Genomic DNA, 20,221 nt, shown 5'->3' with positions numbered 1-20,221 from the left:
GTATGTTCCCCTTTCAGCATGTCTGCGGCGGCGCGGGCTCTGCAGAGCAGAACAGGATGACAGTGCCGGCGGCCAGGGCTCCGGCTCCCGTCAGCAGCAGGGCGGGTACGCCAAAGCAGTCCAGCAGTATGCCGCCGGTCAGCAGGGAGAGCAGCACGCCCAAGGTGGAAGCCGCGTTGAGATAGGCCTGGCCGCTGATAGCATCTCGGTGCGGAATGACGGCACCGGTGTAGTACACGCTGCTCACGACGAATAGGGCATATCCTAACTGGAGCAGCTCGGTGGACTGAAGCAGAAACAGATTTCCAGAAAAATAGGCCAGGAGCATTTTTGCAGTCAGAAGGACGCAGGACAGCTTCAGCCACTGGTCGCAGCGCAGCTTTCCGATGACCCGCCCGAAAAGAAACAGCACCGGCACCTCCGCGCAGGCGGCGATGGCGGAGGCCACGCCAGTGGCCTCCTCATTTCCACCTTTGAAGGCCACAATCTGATAGATAAAGTTGGACATATAAGTGTGTCCCATCATCAGAAGCACACACCCGCCCAGCAGCAGGGTATAGCGCCGGTAGGTCCGCAGAAACGAGACGTCGAATCCCCGCCGGACGGGCGTCTTTCCCTCTGGAGGCAATGGGGGAGGAAGGAAGCCCGGCCGCTGGGCGCGGTAGGCGTCGGCCGAGGCAAAGAACCAGAGGATACCGACCAGCAGCGCCGCGGAGAGCGCCGCTCCGACGCAGAACATGGCGGAGGTGCCGAACCGCAGCAGTAGGCGCCCCACGATTACCGAGCAGAGGGCGTAGCCCAGAGAGCCGGTGCCCCGTCCGACGCCAAAGTTGACCGGTACGCCAAACTGGATCTCGCACATGGCCGCGGAGTTGAGAAAGGCCGGGAAGAGCTGCAGCAGCAGGCAGTTGATTAGAAACAGGGGGACGGCGCCCCCCCTGGGGATGCCCGCCAGCAGAATCAGATTGTCCGCCAGCAGGACCCCGGCGCCCAGCAATAAAAAACCCCTGAGTGCCCTGCGGCCCCTGCGGTTCAACAGTTCACCAAAAAAGATCTGTCCCCAAAAGCTGAGCCCGGCAGCAATTCCCAGTAGGACTCCGATGAGGGTGTTGTTTAGACCACAGGAGAGCAGGAATACGCTGCTGTAACAGTACAGGCAGCCGTCGATCGCCCATTCCGCTCCCTGCATAAGCGAATAGGACGGTGTGATTGTGGACATGGGGCCGTCTCAACTCCTTGCGGGAGATTTGGAAAATGGCCGCCGTGCAAGTACACAGCGGCCATTCCCAGAAAAGAGGGATGATAGTTTGGGATTAGAGCTCGATGCAGCGCCAGTTGTCCCGGGTGAACAGCTCGGTGCCGGTCTCGGTGATCCGGTAGCAGTCCTCGAATCGAAACCCGTACTCCTTGGAGCGGAAGAAGTGGTCGCCTGCAATGGTCATGCCGGGCTTCAGCTCGGTGGGGTTGTTGAAGCGGAACGTGGGGGGCTCCCCCTCGAAGACGCCGATGCCATGGGAGGCACTGGCCGGAGGAGGTCCATAGCCGTGGTCCACGAACCAGTCGTAATACTTTTGATAGACGGCCTCGGAGGTCATACCGGGTTTGACCCACTCGCAGATAAGCCGCTCATGGAGGTCCAGCATGAAGTCAATCTCCTTTTTCATGGAGTCGGGCATCTTGCCGAAAAGGATGGGGCGGCCGTAGGCAGAGGCGTATCCTGCATAGTGGCAGCCGATGTCAATGTTGATGAGGGTGTCGCGGCCCAGCTTGTTGTGGGTGCTGCGGCCGATGCCGCTGCGGCTGCGGTAGCCGGAGTAGCACAGGATAGGGAAAGAGGGCCCCTCACCGCCGTTCTTATACAGCTCGGCGGCCAGCACACCTTCCAGCTCGTACTCGGTCATGTCGGGATGGATTTTGCCCAGAGCGTCGTTGAAGGCCTTCTGGGAGAGGAGACAGGCTTCGCGCACCATTTCCTGCTCATAGGCGGACTTGTTCATGCGCAGGTCGATGAGCAGGTCGCCGCAGTCGATGACCTCGCCGCTGGGCTGAACGGCGGCACAGATCTGCTCATAGAGGGGGTGCGGGGTGATGTTGTAATCAGCCAGGCCCAGACGTTTGACACCCTTGCCGCCGGTGACCTCGCCAAACAGCTCACTCAGGCTGTGATATGTCACGCCGATCCAGTCGCGCACCGGCCCGCTGGTGTGGCCGAAGGCGGAGCAGCCGCGGACGGCGTCCATGCCAAAGGGAGTCTGGCCGCCAAACTCGGGGGCCTCGCCGCCGATCAGCACCAGTGGCGTGCCGGTACGGCCCACCAAAACGCCGCCCACCTCAAACAGCGGCCAGTATTTACTCAGGTAGAAGACGTTTTCATACACGCCGGTATCGGCATAGCAGAGGACCGCGTCTAGGTCCCGCTCGGCCATCTTGGCCTGAAGACGATGTATCCTCTCAAAATAATCGCTGTCGGGGATCGTTTTTACCATAAAAGCACACCTCAATTTTTCATTTCAGCCCGTCTTTCCCCGCAAACCTACTGCTGCTATAGAAAAAACTTTATTGAAAGATGGTTGAAAGTGACTTTTAATATAGCATACACCCGTTAGTTTGTAAAGGGCGTCTCAGTCAATTTTTCCTAAACACTCTAAAAACTAAATAAATTTGTAGATTAAAACAAAATATATTTGTCTTATTTGGCTAAATTATTAAACGATTGTAACTTTACATCGCTGTGGAGAGATGGTAGTATAATTATAACTTACTTGCTTTCTAATAACAAGAAAGAAAGCTTGCAGGAGGTGCCGTATGTCCAAGGGCGGAATCGACCTCAGAACGCTGAGTGATGCGAACCGCATCCATGTTTTGAAGATTATCCATGAGCAGAAGAGCATTTCCCGGACTGAACTGGCCGGAATGACTGGGCTGAGCCTTTCGGCGGTCTCACGGATCGTCAAACAGCTCATTGAAGACGGCTTTGTTTTGGAGACGGGTTACGGCGACTCCAGCGGCGGCCGGAAGCCCATCACCATCCGGGTCAACCCCTTGGCGGGATACGTCATCGGCGTGGATTTCAGCAAAACCAAGGCCAATGCCGGGGTATTCAACTTCTGCGGTGAGATGATCTTTCAGTACGTGGCTCCCATCCATGGACGCGCCTATTTGGATGGTTTATACGAGGCCATTGACAACTGCGTTGCCTTTCTACACGCCAAGGAACGCCTTATGCTGATCTACTGCGGCGTCCGGGGACTGATCGACAGCAACACCGGTACCATTTTGTCCTCCACCACCTTCGGGTGGGAGAATATTCCCCTGCGGCAGCTCCTGACCGACCGCTACTCCGTGCCGGTGGGGCTGGATATCAATGCCAGGCTGGCAGCTCTGGGCGAGTGGAAAACGGTTTACGACGATTCGGTGGACGATCTGGTCTATGTTACTACCTCCTGGGGCATCTGCGCCGGGGTGATCTCCCACCGGGAGCTGTTCCGAGGCGGCTGGGGCATGGCGGGTGAGATCGGAAACACCATTAATTTTACCGGCGAGGGGAACCCTTTCCTGCGGAATCTGGAGGAATCCTGCGGCGGCCAGATGCTGATCCGGCGTGCCCAGGAGAGCTGGGGCGCGCAGGACAATTTTCTGCTGCGCAAGCTGACGGGGGACTGTGCCGACAAGGTGACGGTGGAGGACATCGTGGCCGCGGCCAACTCGGGCGACGCATTTGCCGTCCGGCTGGCCCGGGAGGCGGCCGCCGTGCTGGCTCTGGGGCTGTTTAACGTGGTCTATATCTATAACCCAAAGGTCGTCGTTATCGGCGGGCTGCTCTCCGAGATGGGGGATATCGTGCTGGAGCCCATAAAGAAGATTTTGCGCCAGCGTCTCCCTGAGCTGATCTATCGCCAACTGAAGGTGGAACTCACGGTTTTGGGTAGCCGGGCCAGCCTGGTGGGCGCGGCGGAGGCTGCCTTCCATGTGATTTTTACTAGTCCAATCGGCGACCCGCACGGCCACAACAATATGCTCTGCGTCGGGACTTGAATAGTAAATAGCCCTGTCGCTATTCGCTATAAAAGAGAAAAATCAATTAAAACAGGAGGAAACATCATGAAAGCCAAAAAGACACTGTCCTTGCTCCTCTGCGCTTCCGTCATCGTGGGTATGCTCGGCATGATGAGCGGCTGCAGCAACAGCACGTCCCAGAGCCCCAGCCCCAGCGCCAGCGCACCCGCGGAGAGCGCCCCCGCCGAGACCGGTACCGCCAGCCTGCTGGACCAGATCAAGAGCTCCGGCGTGATGGTGGTCGGCACCAGCGCCACCAACGCCCCCTGGGAGTCCATTGATGCCGACGGCAACTACGTGGGCTATGACATGGACCTAATCAATGAAATTGCCTCCCGCATGGGGGTCGAGGTCCAGATCGAGGATATGGCCTTCGACGCTTTGGTGGCCGCTGTCCAGACCGGTAAGGTCAATGTGGCCATCGCCTCCATGGGCGCGAAGGAAGAGCGCAAGGAGAAGGTCGATTTCACCCAGATGTATCATCAGCAGATGAACGTATACATTGCTCAAAAGGATTCCGATATCTCCATCGCCAATATGGAGGACATCGCCGCCTACAACGTGGGCGTGCAGAGCGGCACCCTGCCCGACCAGTACATTACCGGTCTGGTGGACGCCGGAAAGATGAAGGATTCCCAGGTTTCCCGCTATGAAGCCCCTGAAAACATGATTCTGGACCTGGAGGCCGGCCGTATCGACCTGGTGGCCGGCGATAAGAACCAGGCCAAGGTCTTTGAGGGCATGTATAACGTCAAGATTATCTACGAGTGCTCCTTCTTTGGCACCGGCGAGAACATCGCCGTCCCCAAGAATCAGCCCGAGCTGCTCGGCGAGCTGGACGGTATCCTGGACGACCTGCGTGAAGAGGGCTTCCTGGACGAGCTGGCCCTGAAGTGGGAAGTGGACTGAGTAACGCCATATCGGCAACCAACCAAAATCCATCGCCGCAGCGGGCATTTCCGCCCGCTGCGGCCCTCAAAAACCAGGGAGAGACGGAACGAATCGGCGCGCACAGGCGCGCATGTCCCGGCTGAATTGACCGCGCAGCGCATGTGTGCGGGGATTTGTTTCGTGTTTACCCGGACCCATGGGAAGAGGTCTTTATGGAACTGACATTCAACAGATTATTTACATATCTGATCCCCTATCTTTTAGGCGGTATCTCGGTGACCCTCTCGGTCTCCTCCCTGGCCCTCGTGATTGGAGCAGTGGGCGGTTTGCTGCTGGCCTTCCTGCGGGTATACGGCGGGCGGGCCGTCCAGGTGCTTATGACGATCTTCAGTGCGGTGTTCCGTGCCATCCCCCAGACCATCCTGCTCCTGCTGCTCTACTTCGTCATCGCCGGTTCAATCAACATCTCTGCGTACTGGGCGGGTACGCTCTCTCTGGCGGTCATAAGCTGCGTTTATCAACTGGAGATTTTCCGCTCCGCCATCGAGTCGGTGGATTACGGCCAGATGATGGCCGCCCGCGCCATCGGAATGTCCCATTTCAAGGCGGTCTTTTACATCATTCTGCCCCAGGCACTGCGCCGGGCCCTGCCCTCCTGGGCCAATGAGGCCGCCGGCGTGATCAAGGCGTCGTCCCTAGTGTATATCATCGGCGTGGTCGAGATTATGCGGCTGGCCCAGTATGAAATTGCCCGGAGCCGACAGCCCTTTGCGGTCTACATTGCCGTTGCGCTCATCTACTTCGCCTGCACCTACCTGACCAACTTTGCGCTGCGCAAAGTGGAAAGACGCCTGGCGATTCCCGACATTTCTTAACTGCGAGGTCATGTAAAATGGGTAAAGAAATCATCCGTCTGGAAGGCATTAAAAAGTCCTATGGCCAAAGTGAGGTTCTGAAGGGGATTGATCTGTCTGTCAACGAATCTGAGGTAGTCGTCCTTCTGGGGCCCAGCGGCACCGGCAAGAGTACGCTGCTGCGCTGTATCAACCTCCTTACTGTTCCGACCGAAGGCCATGTGTGGGTCAGTGGTCAGGAGCTGACGGCCCCCAAGGTCAACATCAATCACGCCCGTGAGCACCTGGGTATGGTGTTTCAGGAGTTTAACCTGTTCGCCCACCTGCGGGCCATCGACAACGTGGCGGTGGGGCTGACTAAGGTGCTGGGCGTGAAGAAGGCGGAGGCCCAGGAGAAGGCCCGGATTGAGCTGGAGCGGGTAGGCTTAGGCGACAAGCTGGATCTGTACCCCGGCCAGCTCTCCGGAGGCCAGAAGCAGCGGGTGGCTATTGCCCGTGCTCTGGCCATGGACCCGGAGGTCATGCTCTTCGACGAGCCCACCTCGGCCCTGGACCCGGAGCTTATCGGCGAAGTACTGGAGGTCATGCAGAAGCTGGCCCAGGAGGGCATGACTATGGTCTGCGTGACCCATGAGATGCACTTTGCCCGCCGTGTGGCCAACCGCATTGTCTTTCTGGAGGGCGGCGTGATCGTGGAAGAGGGGACGCCTGACGAGTTTTTCGAGCATCCCAAGACCGAACGTGCCCGCCAATTCCTCGGTAAGTTTGAAAGCCAGTTCGACTGAGGAGGGGTTATTATGAATGTAAACTTTCTGGAAATTGCCATTCCCGCATTCTGCCGGGGCGCCCTCATTACCTTGGAGATGTCGGCCATCTCCCTGCTCCTGGGCCTAGCGGTGGGGATACCCTTGGCCTTTGCCAGAGTCTATGGCGGTAAGATACTGCGCAATTTCAGCCTGGCCTATTCGGAACTGATGCGAGGCACGCCCGTATTGGTGCAGCTCTTCATCGTCTATTACGGTCTGCCCCAGTTTGGCCTGGTGCTCTCTCCCATGGTGGCCGGCTGCCTGACCATGGGGCTGAATTCGGCGGCCTATCAGATCGAATATTTCCGGGGAGCCATCCTCTCCATCGGCCCCGGTCAGATGATGGCCGCACGGGCCCTGGGGATGTCCCAATTCAAGGCGATTCGCGTGATCCTGATGCCGCAGGTTTTCCGTATCGTCCTGCCCACCTGGGCCAACGAGGCCATCTCCATGATTAAAAATACGTCAGTGTGTTATCTGATTGCCGTGCCCGAGCTGATGACCCAGGCCAAGATCATGATTTCTCGGTTCTACAACACCATTGAGTCCTACTCCACTGTGGCGATTTTTTACCTGGTGATCATTGGCGTGATGACCATCATTTTCTCCGTGGCGGAGAAGAAGATCAAGATTCCCGGTCTGACCATAGAAAAGGCCAAAAAATAACGCCGCACCTGGGCGCTCCCGGAACAGCTTACGAGCTGTTCCGGGAGCGCTCTTTTGCTGTGGGCCAAGGCAGAAGGTGCAATCTGCGGAGAGAAAACGATGCATGAAGTATTGCATCGGATGCAAAAACAGGCTATGATAAATATAATCCATCAGGTATATCCAATGCGATTGGGTGGAAGCCTGCAGGCGACTGCCACGATGCTTGGAAGGAAAGCAGGAACTATGACCGATTTGTTTGAAAAATCCATTCAGACTCTGGAACTGCCCCGCGTGCTGGGCCTTCTGGCCGACCAGGCGGTGACAGAGGAGGGCAAGGAGCGCTGCCGGGCCCTGCGGCCACTCACGGACGCCGACGACGTGCAGCGCCGACTGGCCGAGACCTCGGCGGCCCTGAGTATGCTGGTCCTGCGGGGCACGCCGTCGCTGTCCGGTGTCAAGCCGGTGGCCGCTGCCCTCCAGCGGGCCTACATGGGGGGCGCGCTGAACACCCGGGAGCTGCTGGACATCGCCGCCCTGCTGCGCTGCGCCCGGTCCGCCCGGGACTACGCCACCGGGGAGGGGAATCAGAAGACCTGCATCGACCACCTTTTCGTCTCCCTGACCGCCAACCGCTTCCTGGAGGACAAGATTTCCGGCTCCATTCTGGGGGAGGACGAGATCGCCGACGCCGCCAGCCCGGAGCTGGCCGACATTCGGCGGCATATCCGGGCCTCGGCCTCCAAGGTGCGGGACATCCTGCAAAAGCTGATCTCCTCTTCTCAGGCCAAGTACCTCCAGGAGTCCATCATCACCATGCGCTCCGGCCGGTATGTGGTGCCGGTGAAGGCGGAGCACAAAAACGACGTCCCCGGCCTGGTCCACGACGTGTCCGGCTCCGGCGGGACCTTTTTCATCGAGCCGATGGGGGTGGTCAAGACCAACAACGAGCTGCGGGAGCTCCAGGCCCGGGAGGAAAAGGAGATCGAGCGCATCCTGCGGGAGCTCTCCGCCGACTGCGCCGGGCATAAAGAGGATATCATCCAGGACTACGATCTGCTGGTGATGCTGGATGTGATCTTTGCCCGGGCCAAGCTGTCCACCCGGATGGATGCCAGCGAGCCCAGGCTGGGCCGGGGCGGTATCGAGCTGAAAAAGGCACGCCATCCCCTGCTGGACCCGGCCAAGGCGGTGGCCAACGACCTGCGGCTGGGGGATGGCTTCGACACGCTGGTCATCACCGGCCCCAACACCGGCGGCAAGACCGTGACCCTCAAGACCATCGGCCTTCTGACGCTGATGGCCCAGTGCGGTCTCCACATCCCGGTGGCCGACGACAGCCGGGTAATGGTCTTTGACCATGTGCTGGCCGATATCGGGGACGAGCAGTCCATCGCACAGAACCTGTCCACCTTCTCCTCCCACATGGTGAATATCGTGGGCATCCTGGGCCAGTGCGGGCCGGGGACCCTGATCCTCTTCGACGAGCTGGGAGCGGGCACCGACCCGGTGGAGGGCGCGGCCCTGGCCGCCGCCATCATCGAGTCCGCCCGGGAGCGGGGGGCGCTGGTGGCCGCTACCACCCACTATGCCGAGCTGAAGGTCTACGCCATGACCACCAGGGGGGTGGAGAACGCCTCCTGCGAGTTCGACGTGGAGACCCTGGCCCCCACCTATAAGCTGCTCATCGGCGTGCCGGGCAAGTCCAACGCCTTTGCCATCTCCCGCCGTCTGGGGTTGCCCCAGGCGATCATCGACAAGGCCGCCGAGCGCATCGACGCGGAGAACGTCCGTTTTGAGGATGTGCTGACCCAGCTCGACCGCCAGCGCCAGGAGATGGAGCGGGAAAAGGATGCGGCCCGGAAGCTGCGCCGGGAGATGGAGGACTCCGCCAGGACCGCCCGGGAGTACCGAGAGCGGCTGGAGAAGGAGAAGGCCAAGGCGGTGGAGAAGGCCCAGGCCGAGGCACGCGCCATCATCCAGGAGGCCCGGGACACCGCCGATCAGGTTTTTGCCGAGCTCAACGATATGCGCCGCCGCCAGGAGAAGGAGGCGAGCTGGCAGGAGCAGAACGACCGCCGGGCCGGCCTGCGCCGCCGCCTCAACGAGGCGGAAGACGCCATCGGCGGCGGACGGGAGGACCTGCCCCCGCCGCCCCCCACCCGGCCCGCTGCGGCCGGGGACACGGTGGAGCTGGTAAAGATGGGCACCCGGGCCACCGTGCTGTCGGTGAACAGGGACGGAGGGCTCCAGCTCCAGGCGGGCATTCTGAAGATCACCGCCAGGCAGTCGGAGGTGCGAGTGGTGGAGGGCGAGGCCCAAAAGACCCAGAAGGAGGCCCAGCGGTTCGTCCAGCGGGCGGAGCACAAGCTGCGCTCCCTGGGGGCCTCGCCGGAGGTGGACCTGCGGGGCATGATGACCGACGAGGCCATCGGGGTGCTGGACCAGTTCCTGGACAGCGCCGTCATGGGCAAGCTGACCCAGGTCACCGTCATCCACGGCAAGGGCACCGGTGCAGTGCGTAAGGCGGTGCGGGAGCACCTCAGGCGCAGCCGCTACGTCAAGACCTTCCGGCCCGGCCGCTATGGCGAAGGCGAGGACGGCGTGACGGTGGTGGAGCTGAAATAGGTTATGGAAACAGGGCAAAAACAGGGGATATCGTCATATCGATGGTTTTGTTTGTGAAAAGTGCAAAGGGCCTTGCGGGAATTTGTGCAAAATGTCATTGACGGTTTGACACAAATTTGGTATGCTATAGAGGTGCAAACAATGTTTTTGTTTGAGGGGGAGAACACAATGTATATCAAAGAGGCGGTCGTGAACAATCAGGTAGGTCTCCACGCCAGACCCGCCACGTTCTTCATTCAGAAGGCCAATGAATTTAAGAGCTCCATCTGGGTGGAAAAGGATGAGCGCAGAGTAAATGCGAAAAGCCTGTTGGGTGTCCTCTCTCTTGGCATCGTGAAGGGCACCGCAATCAACCTCATCGCCGACGGACCCGACGAGAAGGAGGCCGTGGAGGCGCTCATCGAACTCATCTCGTCCAACTTCTCGGAGTAAGACCTTCGAACTCTAGAAAAAGCGCCGCGTTGAGCGGCGCTTTTTTTCACCTCGGGAGGGGTGAGCCATGCCGATCAATCCCTATGTCAACCAGTATAACCGCCAGTTGGACGCCATCCGGCGCCGGGAGGCCAAGCTGTTTCGGGTGCGCGCTCCGCGGAACGCACCCGGCGGAAGCCTGATGGCCAAAATCGAGGAAAGAATTCCGGAAAAGCTGCGGGGGACTCTGGATACCGCCTTCTACACCGCCTTTCAGGTGCTGTTCCAGCAGGGGACCGGCCTGCTGAAAAAGACCATACCGGAGAAAAAGCTTCGGGGGGAGCGGTATATCCGGGAATACTTCCTCAAGGAGGACCCCAGCGCCGAGCACGTCCGAGCCTTCCATAAGAGCGGCAGCCGGGGCGGAGCGGCGGCCACCGCTGCGGCCACCCTGGAGGGCTGCGCCCTGGGCCTGCTGGGGATGGGGCTGCCCGATATCCCCATCCTGATGACCCTGCTTCTCCGTGCGGTGTATCAGACTGCCCTGCGCTATGGTTTCCCCTACGACACCCGGGAGGAGCGCTACTACATTCTGCTCCTGCTGTGCGCCGCCCTGACCAGGGGGGCGGAGCGGAAGGACTACAGCGACCGGGCCGACGGATTCGGGCGGGCCATCGACCACGGGGAGCGGCCGCCCTTTGACCTGGACGCCCAGATGGGGGAGACCTCCAGGGCCCTGGCTGACGCCATGCTGGTGGTGAAGTTCATCCAGGGCACTGCCGTCGTGGGCGTGGTGGGGGGCGCCTGCAACTTTTCCGCCAGCCGCCGGGTGACCGAGGTGGCCAATTTGAAATACCAGAAGCGGTTTTTGGAGAAAAAGCGGAGGGGGCTGTGATGAAGAGGGAGATAACGCCGGAGCCGGTGCTTCGGGGAAGACTGCGCATGTGGCTGGGAGTCCGGTATTTCCGCGCCCGACGATGGGTCTGGTGGCATGTGGGCGGGACGGCCTATGCCCGGCGGAGGACCGCCCCCGACTGTCCCCACCTGTGGATGGCCCACGCCACGCCCCTGGTACGGAGGCTCCGGGACGTGGACCTGTGGATGCAGGAGAACAAGGTGCGAAACCTGCGCCTGGCCGCCGCCCGGCTGGATGGAATGACTCTGCTGCCCGGGGAGACGCTCTCCTATTGGCGGAGCATCGGCAATCCCACGCGGCGAAAGGGTTATGTGGAGGGGATGCTTCTGCGAAACGGCCGGGTGGTCCCCGGCGTGGGCGGGGGCCTGTGCCAGTGCTCCAACCTCCTCTATTGGATGACCCTCCACACGCCGCTTACGGTCACCGAACGGCACCGGCACGGGTATGACGTCTTTCCCGACGCGGACCGGACCCAGCCCTTCGGCAGCGGGGCCACCTGCTTTTACAACTATCTGGATCTGACCATCCGCAACGATACCCCCGACACATGGCGGCTGATGCTGCGGGTGACGGACACCCATCTGGAGGGAGAGTGGCGGTGCAGCGCTCCGCAGACCCTCCGCTATGAGGTGTACGAGAAGGAACACTATTTCCAGGGGGAATACTGGGGCGGCTATACCCGCCATAACGCCCTGTACCGCCGGGTTTTGGACCTGAAGGGCGTTCTGCTGGGGGATGAATTCGTATGTGAAAACCACGCTCTGATGATGTATTCCCCCATGCTGCCGGAAGAAAGGTGGTGCAATCCCATTGACCTTTGACGAACGGAAAGAAAAGCCCACGGCCTATCCCCACAGGATGCGCCATCCTGCGGGGCCCCGTGGATTTGACATCCTCGGGTGAAGTGAATTCACCCTGCGGCAAGGTTTTGGGCACGGCCCAAAACGCTTGAACGCGCCGACGCGCGGTTGGCTGCGCCCATGCGGCAGGCCGCGATACACCGAACGGAGACCAAGGTGGTGCAATCCCATTGACCTTTGACGAACTGAAAGAAAAAGCCCACGGCCTGCCGCTGAAGCCCGGCGTCTACATCATGCAGAACGCCAAAAACGAGGTCATCTATGTGGGCAAGGCCAAGGCTCTGAAAAATCGGGTGTCGCAGTATTTTGCCAATCTGGCCTCCCACACGGAAAAGACCCGGGCCATGGTGAGCCAGATCGACCACTTCGACGTCATCATCGCCGACTCGGAGTTCGAGGCCCTTATTTTGGAGTGCTCCCTCATCAAGCGGCATCAGCCCAAGTACAACATCCTTTTGAAGGACGACAAGGGCTACCCCTATATCCGCCTGTCGGTGCACGAGCCCTACCCCCGCTTTTCCCTGGTCAACCGCCCGGCGGAGGACGGGGCCCGGTACTTCGGGCCCTATGGCAGCCGGGGGGCCAGCCAGGACATCATCGACGCTCTGAAGGCCGCCCTCCGCCTGCCCCAGTGTCAGAAGCGGTTCCCCCGTGACATCGGCAAGGAGCGGCCCTGTCTCTACTACCGTATGGGCCAGTGCGACGGCTACTGCCGCAGGGAGATGGACCAGAGCCGGTACGGCGAGGCCATGGACCAGGCCGTCCGGCTGCTGGAGGGCAGGTACGACGAGGTGGTGAACGACCTCCAGGCCGAAATGGAGCGCGCAGCCGCCGAGCTGCGGTTTGAGCGGGCCGCCGAGCTGCGGGACCGCATCCGGTCCATCGAGCTGCTGGGCAAGCGGCAGAAGGTGGTGGCCGGCAGCCTGGCCGACACCGACGTGGTGGGCTTCCACCGGGGGGAGGCCAAAAGCTGCTTTGTGGTCCTGCACTATGTGGACGGCGACCTGGCGGCCAAGGACATGGAGCTCATCGACACGCCCATGGAGGAGGAGCGGGAGGACACCGTCTCCGCCCTGGTGAAGCAGTACTACGGCGGGCGGGGCAGCCTGCCCCGGCAGATCCTGCTGCCCTGCGAGATCGAGGACGAGGTGCCGGTGCTCCGGATGCTCTCCGAGGCCTGCGGACGGCGGATGGCCCTGATGACCCCCCGGCGTGGGGCCAAGATGGACCTCATCCGCCTGGCCAACAAGAACGCCGTGGAGGAGGTGGAGCGAGCCACCAGTCGGGAGGAACGGCAGTCCAGGCTGCTGGAGGCCCTGGGACGGATGCTGGCCCTGGAGCGGGGCCCTGAGCGCATCGAGGCCTACGACATCTCCAACACCGGCGACGCCGACATCGTGGCCTCCATGACCGTCTTTGTCCATGCCCGACCCCTGAAGCGGGACTACCGCCATTTCAAGCTCCGGGACCTGGAGCACGCCGATGACTACGCCTCCATGGAGCAGGTGCTCACGAGGAGATTCCGGCGGTATCTGGACGGGGACGAAAAGTTCGGAAATCTGCCCGACGTGCTCTTCATTGACGGCGGAGAGAACCACGCCAGGGTGGCCGTCCGGGTGCTGGAGGCCCACGGACTGGATATCCCGGTGTTCGGCATGGTGAAGGATGACCGGCACCGGACCCGCGCCCTGGTGACGCCGGAGGGGCGGGAGATCGGCATCCAGCAGAATCAGGCCATTTTTTCCTTTGTGGGCCGTATCCAGGAGGAGACCCACCGCTTTGCCATCGAGTTCAACCGGCTCCAGCGGAAGAACCGGGTCCAGGGCTCGGTGCTGGACCAGATCCCCGGCGTGGGCGACAAGCGCCGGGCCGAGCTGCTCAAACGCTTCAAGAGCGTAAAGAACGTCAGGGCTGCCTCTCTGGCCGAGCTGGAGGAGGCGGTGCCCAAGAACACGGCCAGAGCCGTGTATGACTTTTTCAACCGGCCGGAGGGGGAGCCATGACCATGAAACGATTGCGCATGCTGCTCCCCATGCTGATGCTGTGCCTGATTTTGGCCGCCTGCGGCGGGGGCGGCGGGGCGGAGATTACGCCTGCCGCCGATGTGACTGCGGCGCAGGCGGCACAGGCCGTCTGGAACAGCCAGCCCGACCGGGAGGGACTGGAGGCCCTGGAGGGGGACGGCCTGTCCGACCACCTGGCCGACTTCTGCGGGCTGGAGGACTGGGAAGAGGGGGCGGTGTATGCCGCCTCCGGCGTGGACGCCCGGGAGATCACGGTGGTGCTGCTGCCCGACGAAGACGCCGCCCAGGCGGCGGGAGAGAGGCTGGAAGTCTACCGCCAGAGCCGCCAGGGGGACTTTTTCGGCTACGCCCCGGAGGAGGCCGAGCGGCTGGACAAGGCCGCCGTCCTGACCGTCGGGCGCTTTGCCGCCCTGCTGGTCTGCGAGGACATGGACGCGGCCCGGTCCGCCTTTGAGGCCGCTCTGGCCGGGGAGCCGGTCTTTGCCCCCGTACATACGCAGACGCCGGACCCTGCCCCGAGTCCGTCGGAGCCGCCGGAACCCACGCGGACCCTGCCGGAGCCGGCAAGCCCACCCTCTCCGTCGCCTGACCCGGAGCCCACCCCCGCCGGGGTGCTCAACCCGGACCTGGACGTCAGCGGCTTCGTACCCTACGTCCAGCCCAATGCCTCCGTGATGGAGCTCTATGACACCAGCGCCATTCAAAGGGCGTGGGAGAGCGGAGACGACAGCGGCCTGAGCGACAAGGATCGGGAGATCCTGGAGCGGTGCCGGGAGGTGCTGGGCGAGGTCCTCACCGAGGGAATGAGCGCATATGAAATGGAACTGGCGGTACATGACTGGCTGGTGGAGTGGGGAAGCTATGACCGCACGGTGTATGACAATCCCAACCACAGTGGCCGCACCGGCTACCGGGACCCCTGGGGGATGCTGGTGGGGGGCTACGGCAACTGTCTGGGCTACTCCAGCACCTTCCAGCTTTTGATGGACCTGTCCGGGGTGGAGTGTATCACCGTGGTCGGAGCGGCCTTCGGCTCCCGGGAGGACCACGCCTGGAACATGGTGAAGCTGGACGGGGAGTGGTACTGCGTGGACGTGACCTGGGACGACCCCACCGGTGCGGCCAGGAACGGCAGACATCACCGCTATTTCAACGTGACCAGCGCCTATCTGCGGGAGACCGACCATCAGTGGGACTATCGGAATGTGCCGGAGGCCACGGCGGCCGCGTATGCCTGGAAGGCGGACTAAATTTGAGGAAAAGGAGACTGCACCTATGCGCGTCATCACAGGAGAGGCCCGGGGCCGGCGGCTGAAGGAGCTGTCCGGCATGGACACCCGGCCCACCACCGACAAGGTGAAGGAGTCCATGTTCAACATCGTCCAGTTCGACATCGAGGGGCGAAAGGTACTGGACCTGTTCGCCGGCACGGGCCAGCTCGGCATCGAGGCGCTGTCCCGGGGGGCGGAGTCCGCCGTCTTTGTGGACGTGCGCAAGGACGCCGCCGCCCTCATCCGGGAGAACCTGGCCCACTGCGGCTTTGCCGGCCGGGCCCGGGTGGTCCAGGGGGACTATCTGGCCTTCCTCACCGGCTGCCGGGAGAAGTTCGACCTGGTCTTTCTGGACCCTCCCTACGCCAGCGGTTTTCTGGAAAAGGCGCTGGAAACCATTGCCGCGATTGACATTGTGTCGGAAAATGGTATAATAGTCTGCGAAAGTGCGCAGGAAACGGTCCTGCCGGAGCTGCCGGCCCCCTATGCGGTGGGGCGGGAATACCGCTACGGCAAGATCAAGCTGACCACGTGCCGGCGCACGGTGTGACGGTCTCCGGACCAGTTCAAAACCCATAGGGGGCGTGTGTCCATGAAGATCGCCATTTATCCCGGCAGCTTTGACCCTCTGACTCTGGGCCACTTGAACATCATCAAACGGGCGGCCCGCTGCTTCGACAAGCTCATCGTCTGCGTCATGGTGAACTCCCAGAAAAAGGGGCTGTTCTCGCCCGAAGAGCGGGTGGAGCTCATCCGGCGGGTGGTGAAGCAGCTCCCCAACGTGGAGGTGGATGCCTCCGCCCTGTTGCTGGCGGAGTATGCCCGGCAGCGCCGGGCCCGGGTGATCGTCAAGGGCCTGCGGGCCTTCTCCGACTTCGAGGCTGAGGTGCAGATGGCAGTGGTCAACCGCAAGCTCAATCCCAACATTGACACGATGTTCCTGCCCTCCAACGAGAAGTACACCTATCTCAGCTCCACGGTGGTGAAGGAGATGGTGCGTTATGGGGCGGACCTGTCCGATTTCCTGCCCCGGGAGATCATCGAGGACGTAAAAAAGAAAATGGACGACAGCAGGAGGGAAAATTAGATGGCGACCGGTGTGGAAGAACTGGTGGATATGCTCTTTGCCATGATCGACGAGGCCAAAAGCGTACCCCTGAGCAGTGAGAAGTGCATCATCGAGCGGGACCGGGCCCTGGACCTGCTGGACGATATCAAGGCGCAGTTCCCCATGGAGTTTGGCGAGGCCAAGAAGCTGCTGGCGGCGCGGGCGGACTATATCGCCTCCGCCAAGCGGGAGGCCGATCTGATCCGCAAGCAGGCAGAGGACAGGGCCAAGCAGCTTCTGGACGAGGATGAGCTGATGGCCCAGGCCAGGCAGAAGGCCAACGGGATCGTCAAGGTGGCCGAGGAGCGCAGCCGGGAGCTGCGCCGGGCGGCCAACGAGTACTGCGAGGACGCTCTGCGCCGGACGGAAGAGGCGGTGAGCGAGGCCCACGAGGAGATCAAGCGCTCCCGGGCCCGATTCCGGGCCGCCGCCGGTGCGGCGGGCGGGGCTGCGGCGGCGCAGGGCCGCGCGGTCTATGACGCCGAGGCGGAGCAGTAACGGAAAATACACACGCGGGACCCCGTGCGGGGTCCCGCGTCTTTTTTGCGCTTATTCCAGTGGCTCGGCCCCCAGAGTTTTGCCCGAGCCGGTCACCCGGTAAAAGGCGTAGGTCTCCCGGGGGAGTCCGCTCTCCGCCAGGGCGGTCCGGGCGGCGGAAAGATGGGCCGGGTGAAGGCGGAGGGCCATACCGCAGCCCAGCGAGATCTCCCGCAGCACCGGCATGACCACCGCCGGGCAGACCCCGGTCAGGGCCTGCCGGGCCCGGATAGCGGCATGGGTGGAGGCGAAGGAGATCAGACAGTAGTCCGGCTCCATCACAGGGTGATGACCTTGGCGGCGGCCTGCATCCGGGACACGATGTCGAACATGTTGCTCACCGTACCCGCCTGGAGCCGGTCGGTCAGGCCGTAGAAGCTGAGGCAGGTGCCGCAGACCAGTACCTCCACCCCGCGGTCGGTGAGCGTTTGGACGTGGGCGGCTACCTGGTCGTCCAGGGTGGGCAGCTTGACCCCGTCGTTCATGAAAAGCACGCTCTCGGGCAGCGCGTCCCCCTCCGCCAGGGTGTAGAAAAACATGCGCATCAGGTTGGCGCCCAGCTCCCGGTCGCCGGAGCCGATGATGTCCCGGCCCACAAAGACGGCGTAGCCCCGGCCGGGCAGGGGTGCGTCGGCCTCCCGCTGGCAGGCGGTGGGCGCGCTCACACCCGAAGCGCGGGTGAAATTCAGGGCATGGCCGCCGCCGGGAAGGCCGCGGACGGCGACGGTGAAGCCCTGGTGGTCGGCCAGCCGGGACAGATTTTCCACGGCGGCGGGGTCGTCCACCTCAATGGTGAAGCTGGTCTCCCCGGCGGCGATGGCCTTTTTGGCCAGGACCACGGGCACAGGGCAGCGCTGGCCCTTGGCGTCGATACATTGGGACATGAGCGGATTCCTCCTTTTAGCCTCTGCGGTAGGTACGGGTGATGTGTTTCAGCCGGCCGGACACGTCGGAGTTGAGGGCGTCCTGACGGACCCGCCAGGACCAGTTGTGGGGGCCGGTGGTGCCGGGGGTGTTGATCCGTGCGTCCGCCCCCAGGCCCAGCACGTCCTGCAGGGGGGCGATGGCCAGCCGGGACGGGGCGGCCCAGGCGCCGCAGACGGCCCCCCAGCCGAAGCCCTCGTCGGCCCGGAGCCGCAGGTAATCGGAGGCAAAAGCCCGTTCCGCCGGGCTGGCCTCCTGAAACAGCCACTGGACGAAGGTGGGGGTGTCATGGGTGCCGGTGTAGACCACCGCGTCCGTCGGGCAATTGTGGGGCAGATAGGCGCTCTCGCCCACGGGGTCGAAGGCGTAGATCAGGATCTTCATACCAGGCAGGCCGGAGCCCGCGATAAAGTCCCGGGCGGCTTCGTCCAGATCCCCCAGGTCCTCCGCGATCAGGTCCAGGCCGGGGACCTCCCGGCGCAGGTGGTCCACCAGGTCCTGGCCGGGACCGGGCTCCCAGCGGCCCTCCAGGGCGGTGGAGGCCCCCATGGGGATGGACCAGTAGGTGTGGAAGCCCCGGAAGTGGTCGATGCGCACCGCGTCGTAGAGCAGCGCGGCGTGTTCCATCCGGCGCACCCACCAGGTAAAGAGCGCCTGCCTGTGTCCGGCCCAGTCATAGAGGGGGTTGCCCCAGTGCTGGCCCACGTCGGAGAAGGCGTCGGGGGGCACGCCGGCCGCCGCCTTGGGGCGGAGCGCCTCGTCGAGCTGGAAGAGTCGGGGCTGGGCCCACACCTCCGCGCTGTCGGCTGAGACGTAGATGGGCAGGTCGCCCAGGATGGAGACTCCTCTGGCCCTGGCGTAGGCCCGCAGGGCGGTCCACTGGCGGAAGAACTGATACTGCAAAAACACCTGGAAGTCGATCTCGTCGGCCAGCCGGGCTCGGTACGGCTCCAACGCCTCCGGGTCCCGGCGGCGGAGAGGCTCTGGCCACCGGTCCAGAGGCAGAGCGCCCAGGTGGGCGTGCAGGGCGGTGAACAGAGCGTGGTCGGGCAGCCAGCCGGCCTGCGCCCGCAGAAAGGCGTCCTGCTCCGTCCGGCAGGCCGTCCTTCCTCGCTTCCAAGCCCGGCGCAGCAGGGGGAGGCGGGTTTCGGCCAGCCACCGATAGTCCACCCGGTCCAGATCAGGATATCGGGCCTCCCGGAGCTCGTCCGGGGTGAGCAGGCCGTCCCGGGCCAGGTCCTCCAGGTCCAGAAACCAGGGGTTGCCTGCAAAGGCGGAGGGGGACATATAGGGGGAGTTGCCGCTGCCCGGCGGCACCAGGGGGAGAATCTGCCACCAGCGCTGTCCCGCTGCGGCAAGAAAGTCTACAAAGGTTCGGGCGCCCCCTCCCAGGGAGCCCACGCCGCAGCCGCCGGGGAGAGAAAAGATAGGAAGAAGAATGCCGCTGGAACGTCCGGTCATGGGATGCGCCTCCAATCAGATGCGGTTTGGTGCGGGGGAAAGTCCTGCGGAGACCATTATACGGGATTTGCCGGGGCTTTACAATGGATAATTCCAGCCGCCGGCAAAAACGGCCTGCACAGGCACCATATCTGGGGAAGGAAAGATTTGGTCATACAATAACGTGTGTTTTTAGTATAAAACTGCAAAAAATCACCGTGTAACCGGTTGTAATCCAAAGAATATAGAACATTTGTTTTTGTACCGAAAAGGGCTGATTTTCCTCGAAAAATTCCGTATTTTTGGTGAAAAAAGCTGGTACAAACTCTTGCAATTTTGTGACAAACCCTTTATACTGGACATACTGGTGGAGTGAAGTGGAGTAAAACAGAGCCTAAATGGGGTAAAGTGGAGGGAGTGAACCGGCGTGGGGAGCGTCACTGGCACCTATGAGCACAGCATCGACGCCAAAGGCCGGCTGTTCATCCCCGCCAAGCTCCGGGAGGAGCTGGGCGCCTCCTTCTATCTGGCCATGGGCGTGGACACCTGTCTGGCCGTCTATCCCCAGGAGAGCTGGGACCGGTTTACGGAGAAATTCGCTTCCCTGCCGGTGAGCAAATCCAAGGCCATGCGCTCTCTCTTCGCCAACGCCGTCAAGTGTGTGCCCGACAGCCAGGGGCGCATCGTTCTGCCCCAGCGGCTGCGCAAATACGCCGATCTGGGCAAGGACGTGGTCATCATCGGCGTCCACGACCGGGCGGAAATCTGGAGCGCCGAGCGCTGGAACGCCGAGGAGGAAGAGATGACGCCCGAGAAGATGGCGGCGCTGATGGACTCTTTGGAGCTGTAA

General features: G+C 62.2%; 20 protein-coding genes. 15 read left to right on the top strand and 5 right to left on the bottom strand.

The window, feature by feature from the left end; genetic code table 11:
• Positions 1-13: 13 nt before the first annotated feature.
• Together BN2154_RS11375 and BN2154_RS11370 are read right to left on the bottom strand one after the other, a co-directional pair.
• A complete protein-coding gene (locus BN2154_RS11375) occupies positions 14-1,189 on the bottom strand; it encodes an MFS transporter (protein ID WP_195892345.1) in 1,176 nt (391 codons plus the stop codon).
• Positions 1,190-1,313: 124 nt separating this feature from the next.
• Positions 1,314-2,486, bottom strand: coding sequence for a M24 family metallopeptidase (locus BN2154_RS11370; protein WP_050618885.1), 1,173 nt, complete (start codon positions 2,484-2,486; stop codon positions 1,314-1,316).
• Between the two features lie 319 nt (positions 2,487-2,805).
• Here BN2154_RS11370 and BN2154_RS11365 point away from each other — a divergent pair, with 319 nt between their 5' ends.
• The 14 genes from BN2154_RS11365 (at position 2,806) to BN2154_RS11300 (ending at position 16,968) form a co-directional block, all read left to right on the top strand.
• Positions 2,806-4,035, top strand: coding sequence for an ROK family transcriptional regulator (locus BN2154_RS11365; protein ID WP_050618884.1), 1,230 nt, complete (start codon positions 2,806-2,808; stop codon positions 4,033-4,035).
• Positions 4,036-4,101: 66 nt separating this feature from the next.
• Positions 4,102-4,965, top strand: coding sequence for a transporter substrate-binding domain-containing protein (locus BN2154_RS11360; protein ID WP_050618883.1), 864 nt, complete (start codon positions 4,102-4,104; stop codon positions 4,963-4,965).
• A gap of 194 nt (positions 4,966-5,159) precedes the next feature.
• On the top strand, positions 5,160-5,822 hold the full coding sequence (locus tag BN2154_RS11355) for an amino acid ABC transporter permease (protein ID WP_050618882.1): 663 nt from the start codon (positions 5,160-5,162) through the stop codon (positions 5,820-5,822).
• Between the two features lie 17 nt (positions 5,823-5,839).
• A complete protein-coding gene (locus BN2154_RS11350) occupies positions 5,840-6,586 on the top strand; it encodes an amino acid ABC transporter ATP-binding protein (protein ID WP_094762490.1) in 747 nt (248 codons plus the stop codon).
• 12 nt (positions 6,587-6,598) lie between these two features.
• A complete protein-coding gene (locus BN2154_RS11345; protein ID WP_050618881.1) occupies positions 6,599-7,273 on the top strand; it encodes an amino acid ABC transporter permease in 675 nt (224 codons plus the stop codon).
• 225 nt (positions 7,274-7,498) lie between these two features.
• Positions 7,499-9,880 (top strand): endonuclease MutS2, encoded by a 2,382-nt coding sequence (locus BN2154_RS11340; protein ID WP_050618880.1) that lies wholly within the window; start codon positions 7,499-7,501, stop codon positions 9,878-9,880.
• Between the two features lie 168 nt (positions 9,881-10,048).
• On the top strand, positions 10,049-10,312 hold the full coding sequence (locus tag BN2154_RS11335) for an HPr family phosphocarrier protein (RefSeq protein WP_033116234.1): 264 nt from the start codon (positions 10,049-10,051) through the stop codon (positions 10,310-10,312).
• A gap of 67 nt (positions 10,313-10,379) precedes the next feature.
• On the top strand, positions 10,380-11,186 hold the full coding sequence (locus BN2154_RS11330) for an EcsC family protein (RefSeq protein ID WP_050618879.1): 807 nt from the start codon (positions 10,380-10,382) through the stop codon (positions 11,184-11,186).
• A complete protein-coding gene (locus tag BN2154_RS11325; RefSeq protein ID WP_050618878.1) occupies positions 11,186-12,028 on the top strand; it encodes a VanW family protein in 843 nt (280 codons plus the stop codon). Before BN2154_RS11330 ends, BN2154_RS11325 begins: the two co-directional genes overlap by 1 nt.
• 209 nt (positions 12,029-12,237) lie before the next feature.
• Positions 12,238-14,070, top strand: coding sequence for an excinuclease ABC subunit UvrC (gene uvrC / locus BN2154_RS11320; protein WP_050618877.1), 1,833 nt, complete (start codon positions 12,238-12,240; stop codon positions 14,068-14,070).
• A gap of 2 nt (positions 14,071-14,072) precedes the next feature.
• Entirely contained in the window at positions 14,073-15,341 is a 1,269-nt protein-coding gene (locus tag BN2154_RS11315) for a DUF4358 domain-containing protein (protein WP_195892344.1), read from the top strand.
• Positions 15,322-15,912 carry a 16S rRNA (guanine(966)-N(2))-methyltransferase RsmD gene (gene rsmD, locus BN2154_RS11310; RefSeq protein WP_256303998.1) on the top strand — a complete coding sequence of 197 codons (591 nt, stop codon included), beginning with the start codon at positions 15,322-15,324 and terminating at the stop codon, positions 15,910-15,912. Before BN2154_RS11315 ends, rsmD begins: the two co-directional genes overlap by 20 nt.
• Before the next feature lie 42 nt (positions 15,913-15,954).
• A complete protein-coding gene (coaD, locus tag BN2154_RS11305; RefSeq protein WP_050618874.1) occupies positions 15,955-16,449 on the top strand; it encodes a pantetheine-phosphate adenylyltransferase in 495 nt (164 codons plus the stop codon).
• Positions 16,450-16,968 (top strand): hypothetical protein, encoded by a 519-nt coding sequence (locus BN2154_RS11300; protein ID WP_050618873.1) that lies wholly within the window; start codon positions 16,450-16,452, stop codon positions 16,966-16,968. It begins immediately after the preceding gene.
• A gap of 51 nt (positions 16,969-17,019) precedes the next feature.
• Here the strand turns inward: BN2154_RS11300 and BN2154_RS11295 are convergent, their stop codons facing one another.
• From BN2154_RS11295 to malQ, 3 genes are read right to left on the bottom strand one after another with little or no spacing between them, the layout of a single operon-like run.
• Positions 17,020-17,286 carry a putative Se/S carrier protein gene (locus BN2154_RS11295; RefSeq protein ID WP_050618872.1) on the bottom strand — a complete coding sequence of 89 codons (267 nt, stop codon included), beginning with the start codon at positions 17,284-17,286 and terminating at the stop codon, positions 17,020-17,022.
• Positions 17,286-17,891, bottom strand: a complete 606-nt coding sequence (yedF, locus tag BN2154_RS11290; RefSeq protein ID WP_050618871.1) for a sulfurtransferase-like selenium metabolism protein YedF — start codon at positions 17,889-17,891, stop codon at positions 17,286-17,288. Before yedF ends, BN2154_RS11295 begins: the two co-directional genes overlap by 1 nt.
• A 16-nt stretch (positions 17,892-17,907) precedes the next feature.
• On the bottom strand, positions 17,908-19,392 hold the full coding sequence (malQ, locus tag BN2154_RS11285; protein WP_050618870.1) for a 4-alpha-glucanotransferase: 1,485 nt from the start codon (positions 19,390-19,392) through the stop codon (positions 17,908-17,910).
• Between the two features lie 406 nt (positions 19,393-19,798).
• Between malQ and mraZ the strand changes: the two genes are divergently transcribed.
• Positions 19,799-20,221 (top strand): division/cell wall cluster transcriptional repressor MraZ, encoded by a 423-nt coding sequence (mraZ, locus tag BN2154_RS11280; RefSeq protein WP_050618869.1) that lies wholly within the window; start codon positions 19,799-19,801, stop codon positions 20,219-20,221.

Origin of the sequence: Intestinimonas massiliensis (ex Afouda et al. 2020) (assembly GCF_001244995.1) — a bacterium.
In the GTDB taxonomy this organism is placed as follows: domain Bacteria; phylum Bacillota; class Clostridia; order Oscillospirales; family Oscillospiraceae; genus Intestinimonas; species Intestinimonas massiliensis.
The sequence above is the reverse complement of the archived record's forward strand: the minus strand, read 5'-3'. Positions and strand labels throughout refer to the sequence as shown.

Bases quoted from the DNA above. Each gene is read 5' to 3' on its own strand.
- BN2154_RS11375 (WP_195892345.1), bottom strand. From the start codon at position 1,189: ATGCAGGGAGCGGAATGGGCGATCGACGGCTGCCTGTACTGTTACAGC.
- BN2154_RS11370 (WP_050618885.1), bottom strand. From the start codon at position 2,486: ATGGTAAAAACGATCCCCGACAGCGATTATTTTGAGAGGATACATCGT.
- BN2154_RS11365 (WP_050618884.1), top strand. From the start codon at position 2,806: ATGTCCAAGGGCGGAATCGACCTCAGAACGCTGAGTGATGCGAACCGC.
- BN2154_RS11360 (WP_050618883.1), top strand. From the start codon at position 4,102: ATGAAAGCCAAAAAGACACTGTCCTTGCTCCTCTGCGCTTCCGTCATC.
- BN2154_RS11355 (WP_050618882.1), top strand. From the start codon at position 5,160: ATGGAACTGACATTCAACAGATTATTTACATATCTGATCCCCTATCTT.
- BN2154_RS11350 (WP_094762490.1), top strand. From the start codon at position 5,840: ATGGGTAAAGAAATCATCCGTCTGGAAGGCATTAAAAAGTCCTATGGC.
- BN2154_RS11345 (WP_050618881.1), top strand. From the start codon at position 6,599: ATGAATGTAAACTTTCTGGAAATTGCCATTCCCGCATTCTGCCGGGGC.
- BN2154_RS11340 (WP_050618880.1), top strand. From the start codon at position 7,499: ATGACCGATTTGTTTGAAAAATCCATTCAGACTCTGGAACTGCCCCGC.
- BN2154_RS11335 (WP_033116234.1), top strand. From the start codon at position 10,049: ATGTATATCAAAGAGGCGGTCGTGAACAATCAGGTAGGTCTCCACGCC.
- BN2154_RS11330 (WP_050618879.1), top strand. From the start codon at position 10,380: ATGCCGATCAATCCCTATGTCAACCAGTATAACCGCCAGTTGGACGCC.
- BN2154_RS11325 (WP_050618878.1), top strand. From the start codon at position 11,186: ATGAAGAGGGAGATAACGCCGGAGCCGGTGCTTCGGGGAAGACTGCGC.
- BN2154_RS11315 (WP_195892344.1), top strand. From the start codon at position 14,073: ATGAAACGATTGCGCATGCTGCTCCCCATGCTGATGCTGTGCCTGATT.
- rsmD (WP_256303998.1), top strand. From the start codon at position 15,322: ATGCCTGGAAGGCGGACTAAATTTGAGGAAAAGGAGACTGCACCTATG.
- coaD (WP_050618874.1), top strand. From the start codon at position 15,955: ATGAAGATCGCCATTTATCCCGGCAGCTTTGACCCTCTGACTCTGGGC.
- BN2154_RS11300 (WP_050618873.1), top strand. From the start codon at position 16,450: ATGGCGACCGGTGTGGAAGAACTGGTGGATATGCTCTTTGCCATGATC.
- BN2154_RS11295 (WP_050618872.1), bottom strand. From the start codon at position 17,286: ATGGAGCCGGACTACTGTCTGATCTCCTTCGCCTCCACCCATGCCGCT.
- yedF (WP_050618871.1), bottom strand. From the start codon at position 17,891: ATGTCCCAATGTATCGACGCCAAGGGCCAGCGCTGCCCTGTGCCCGTG.
- malQ (WP_050618870.1), bottom strand. From the start codon at position 19,392: ATGACCGGACGTTCCAGCGGCATTCTTCTTCCTATCTTTTCTCTCCCC.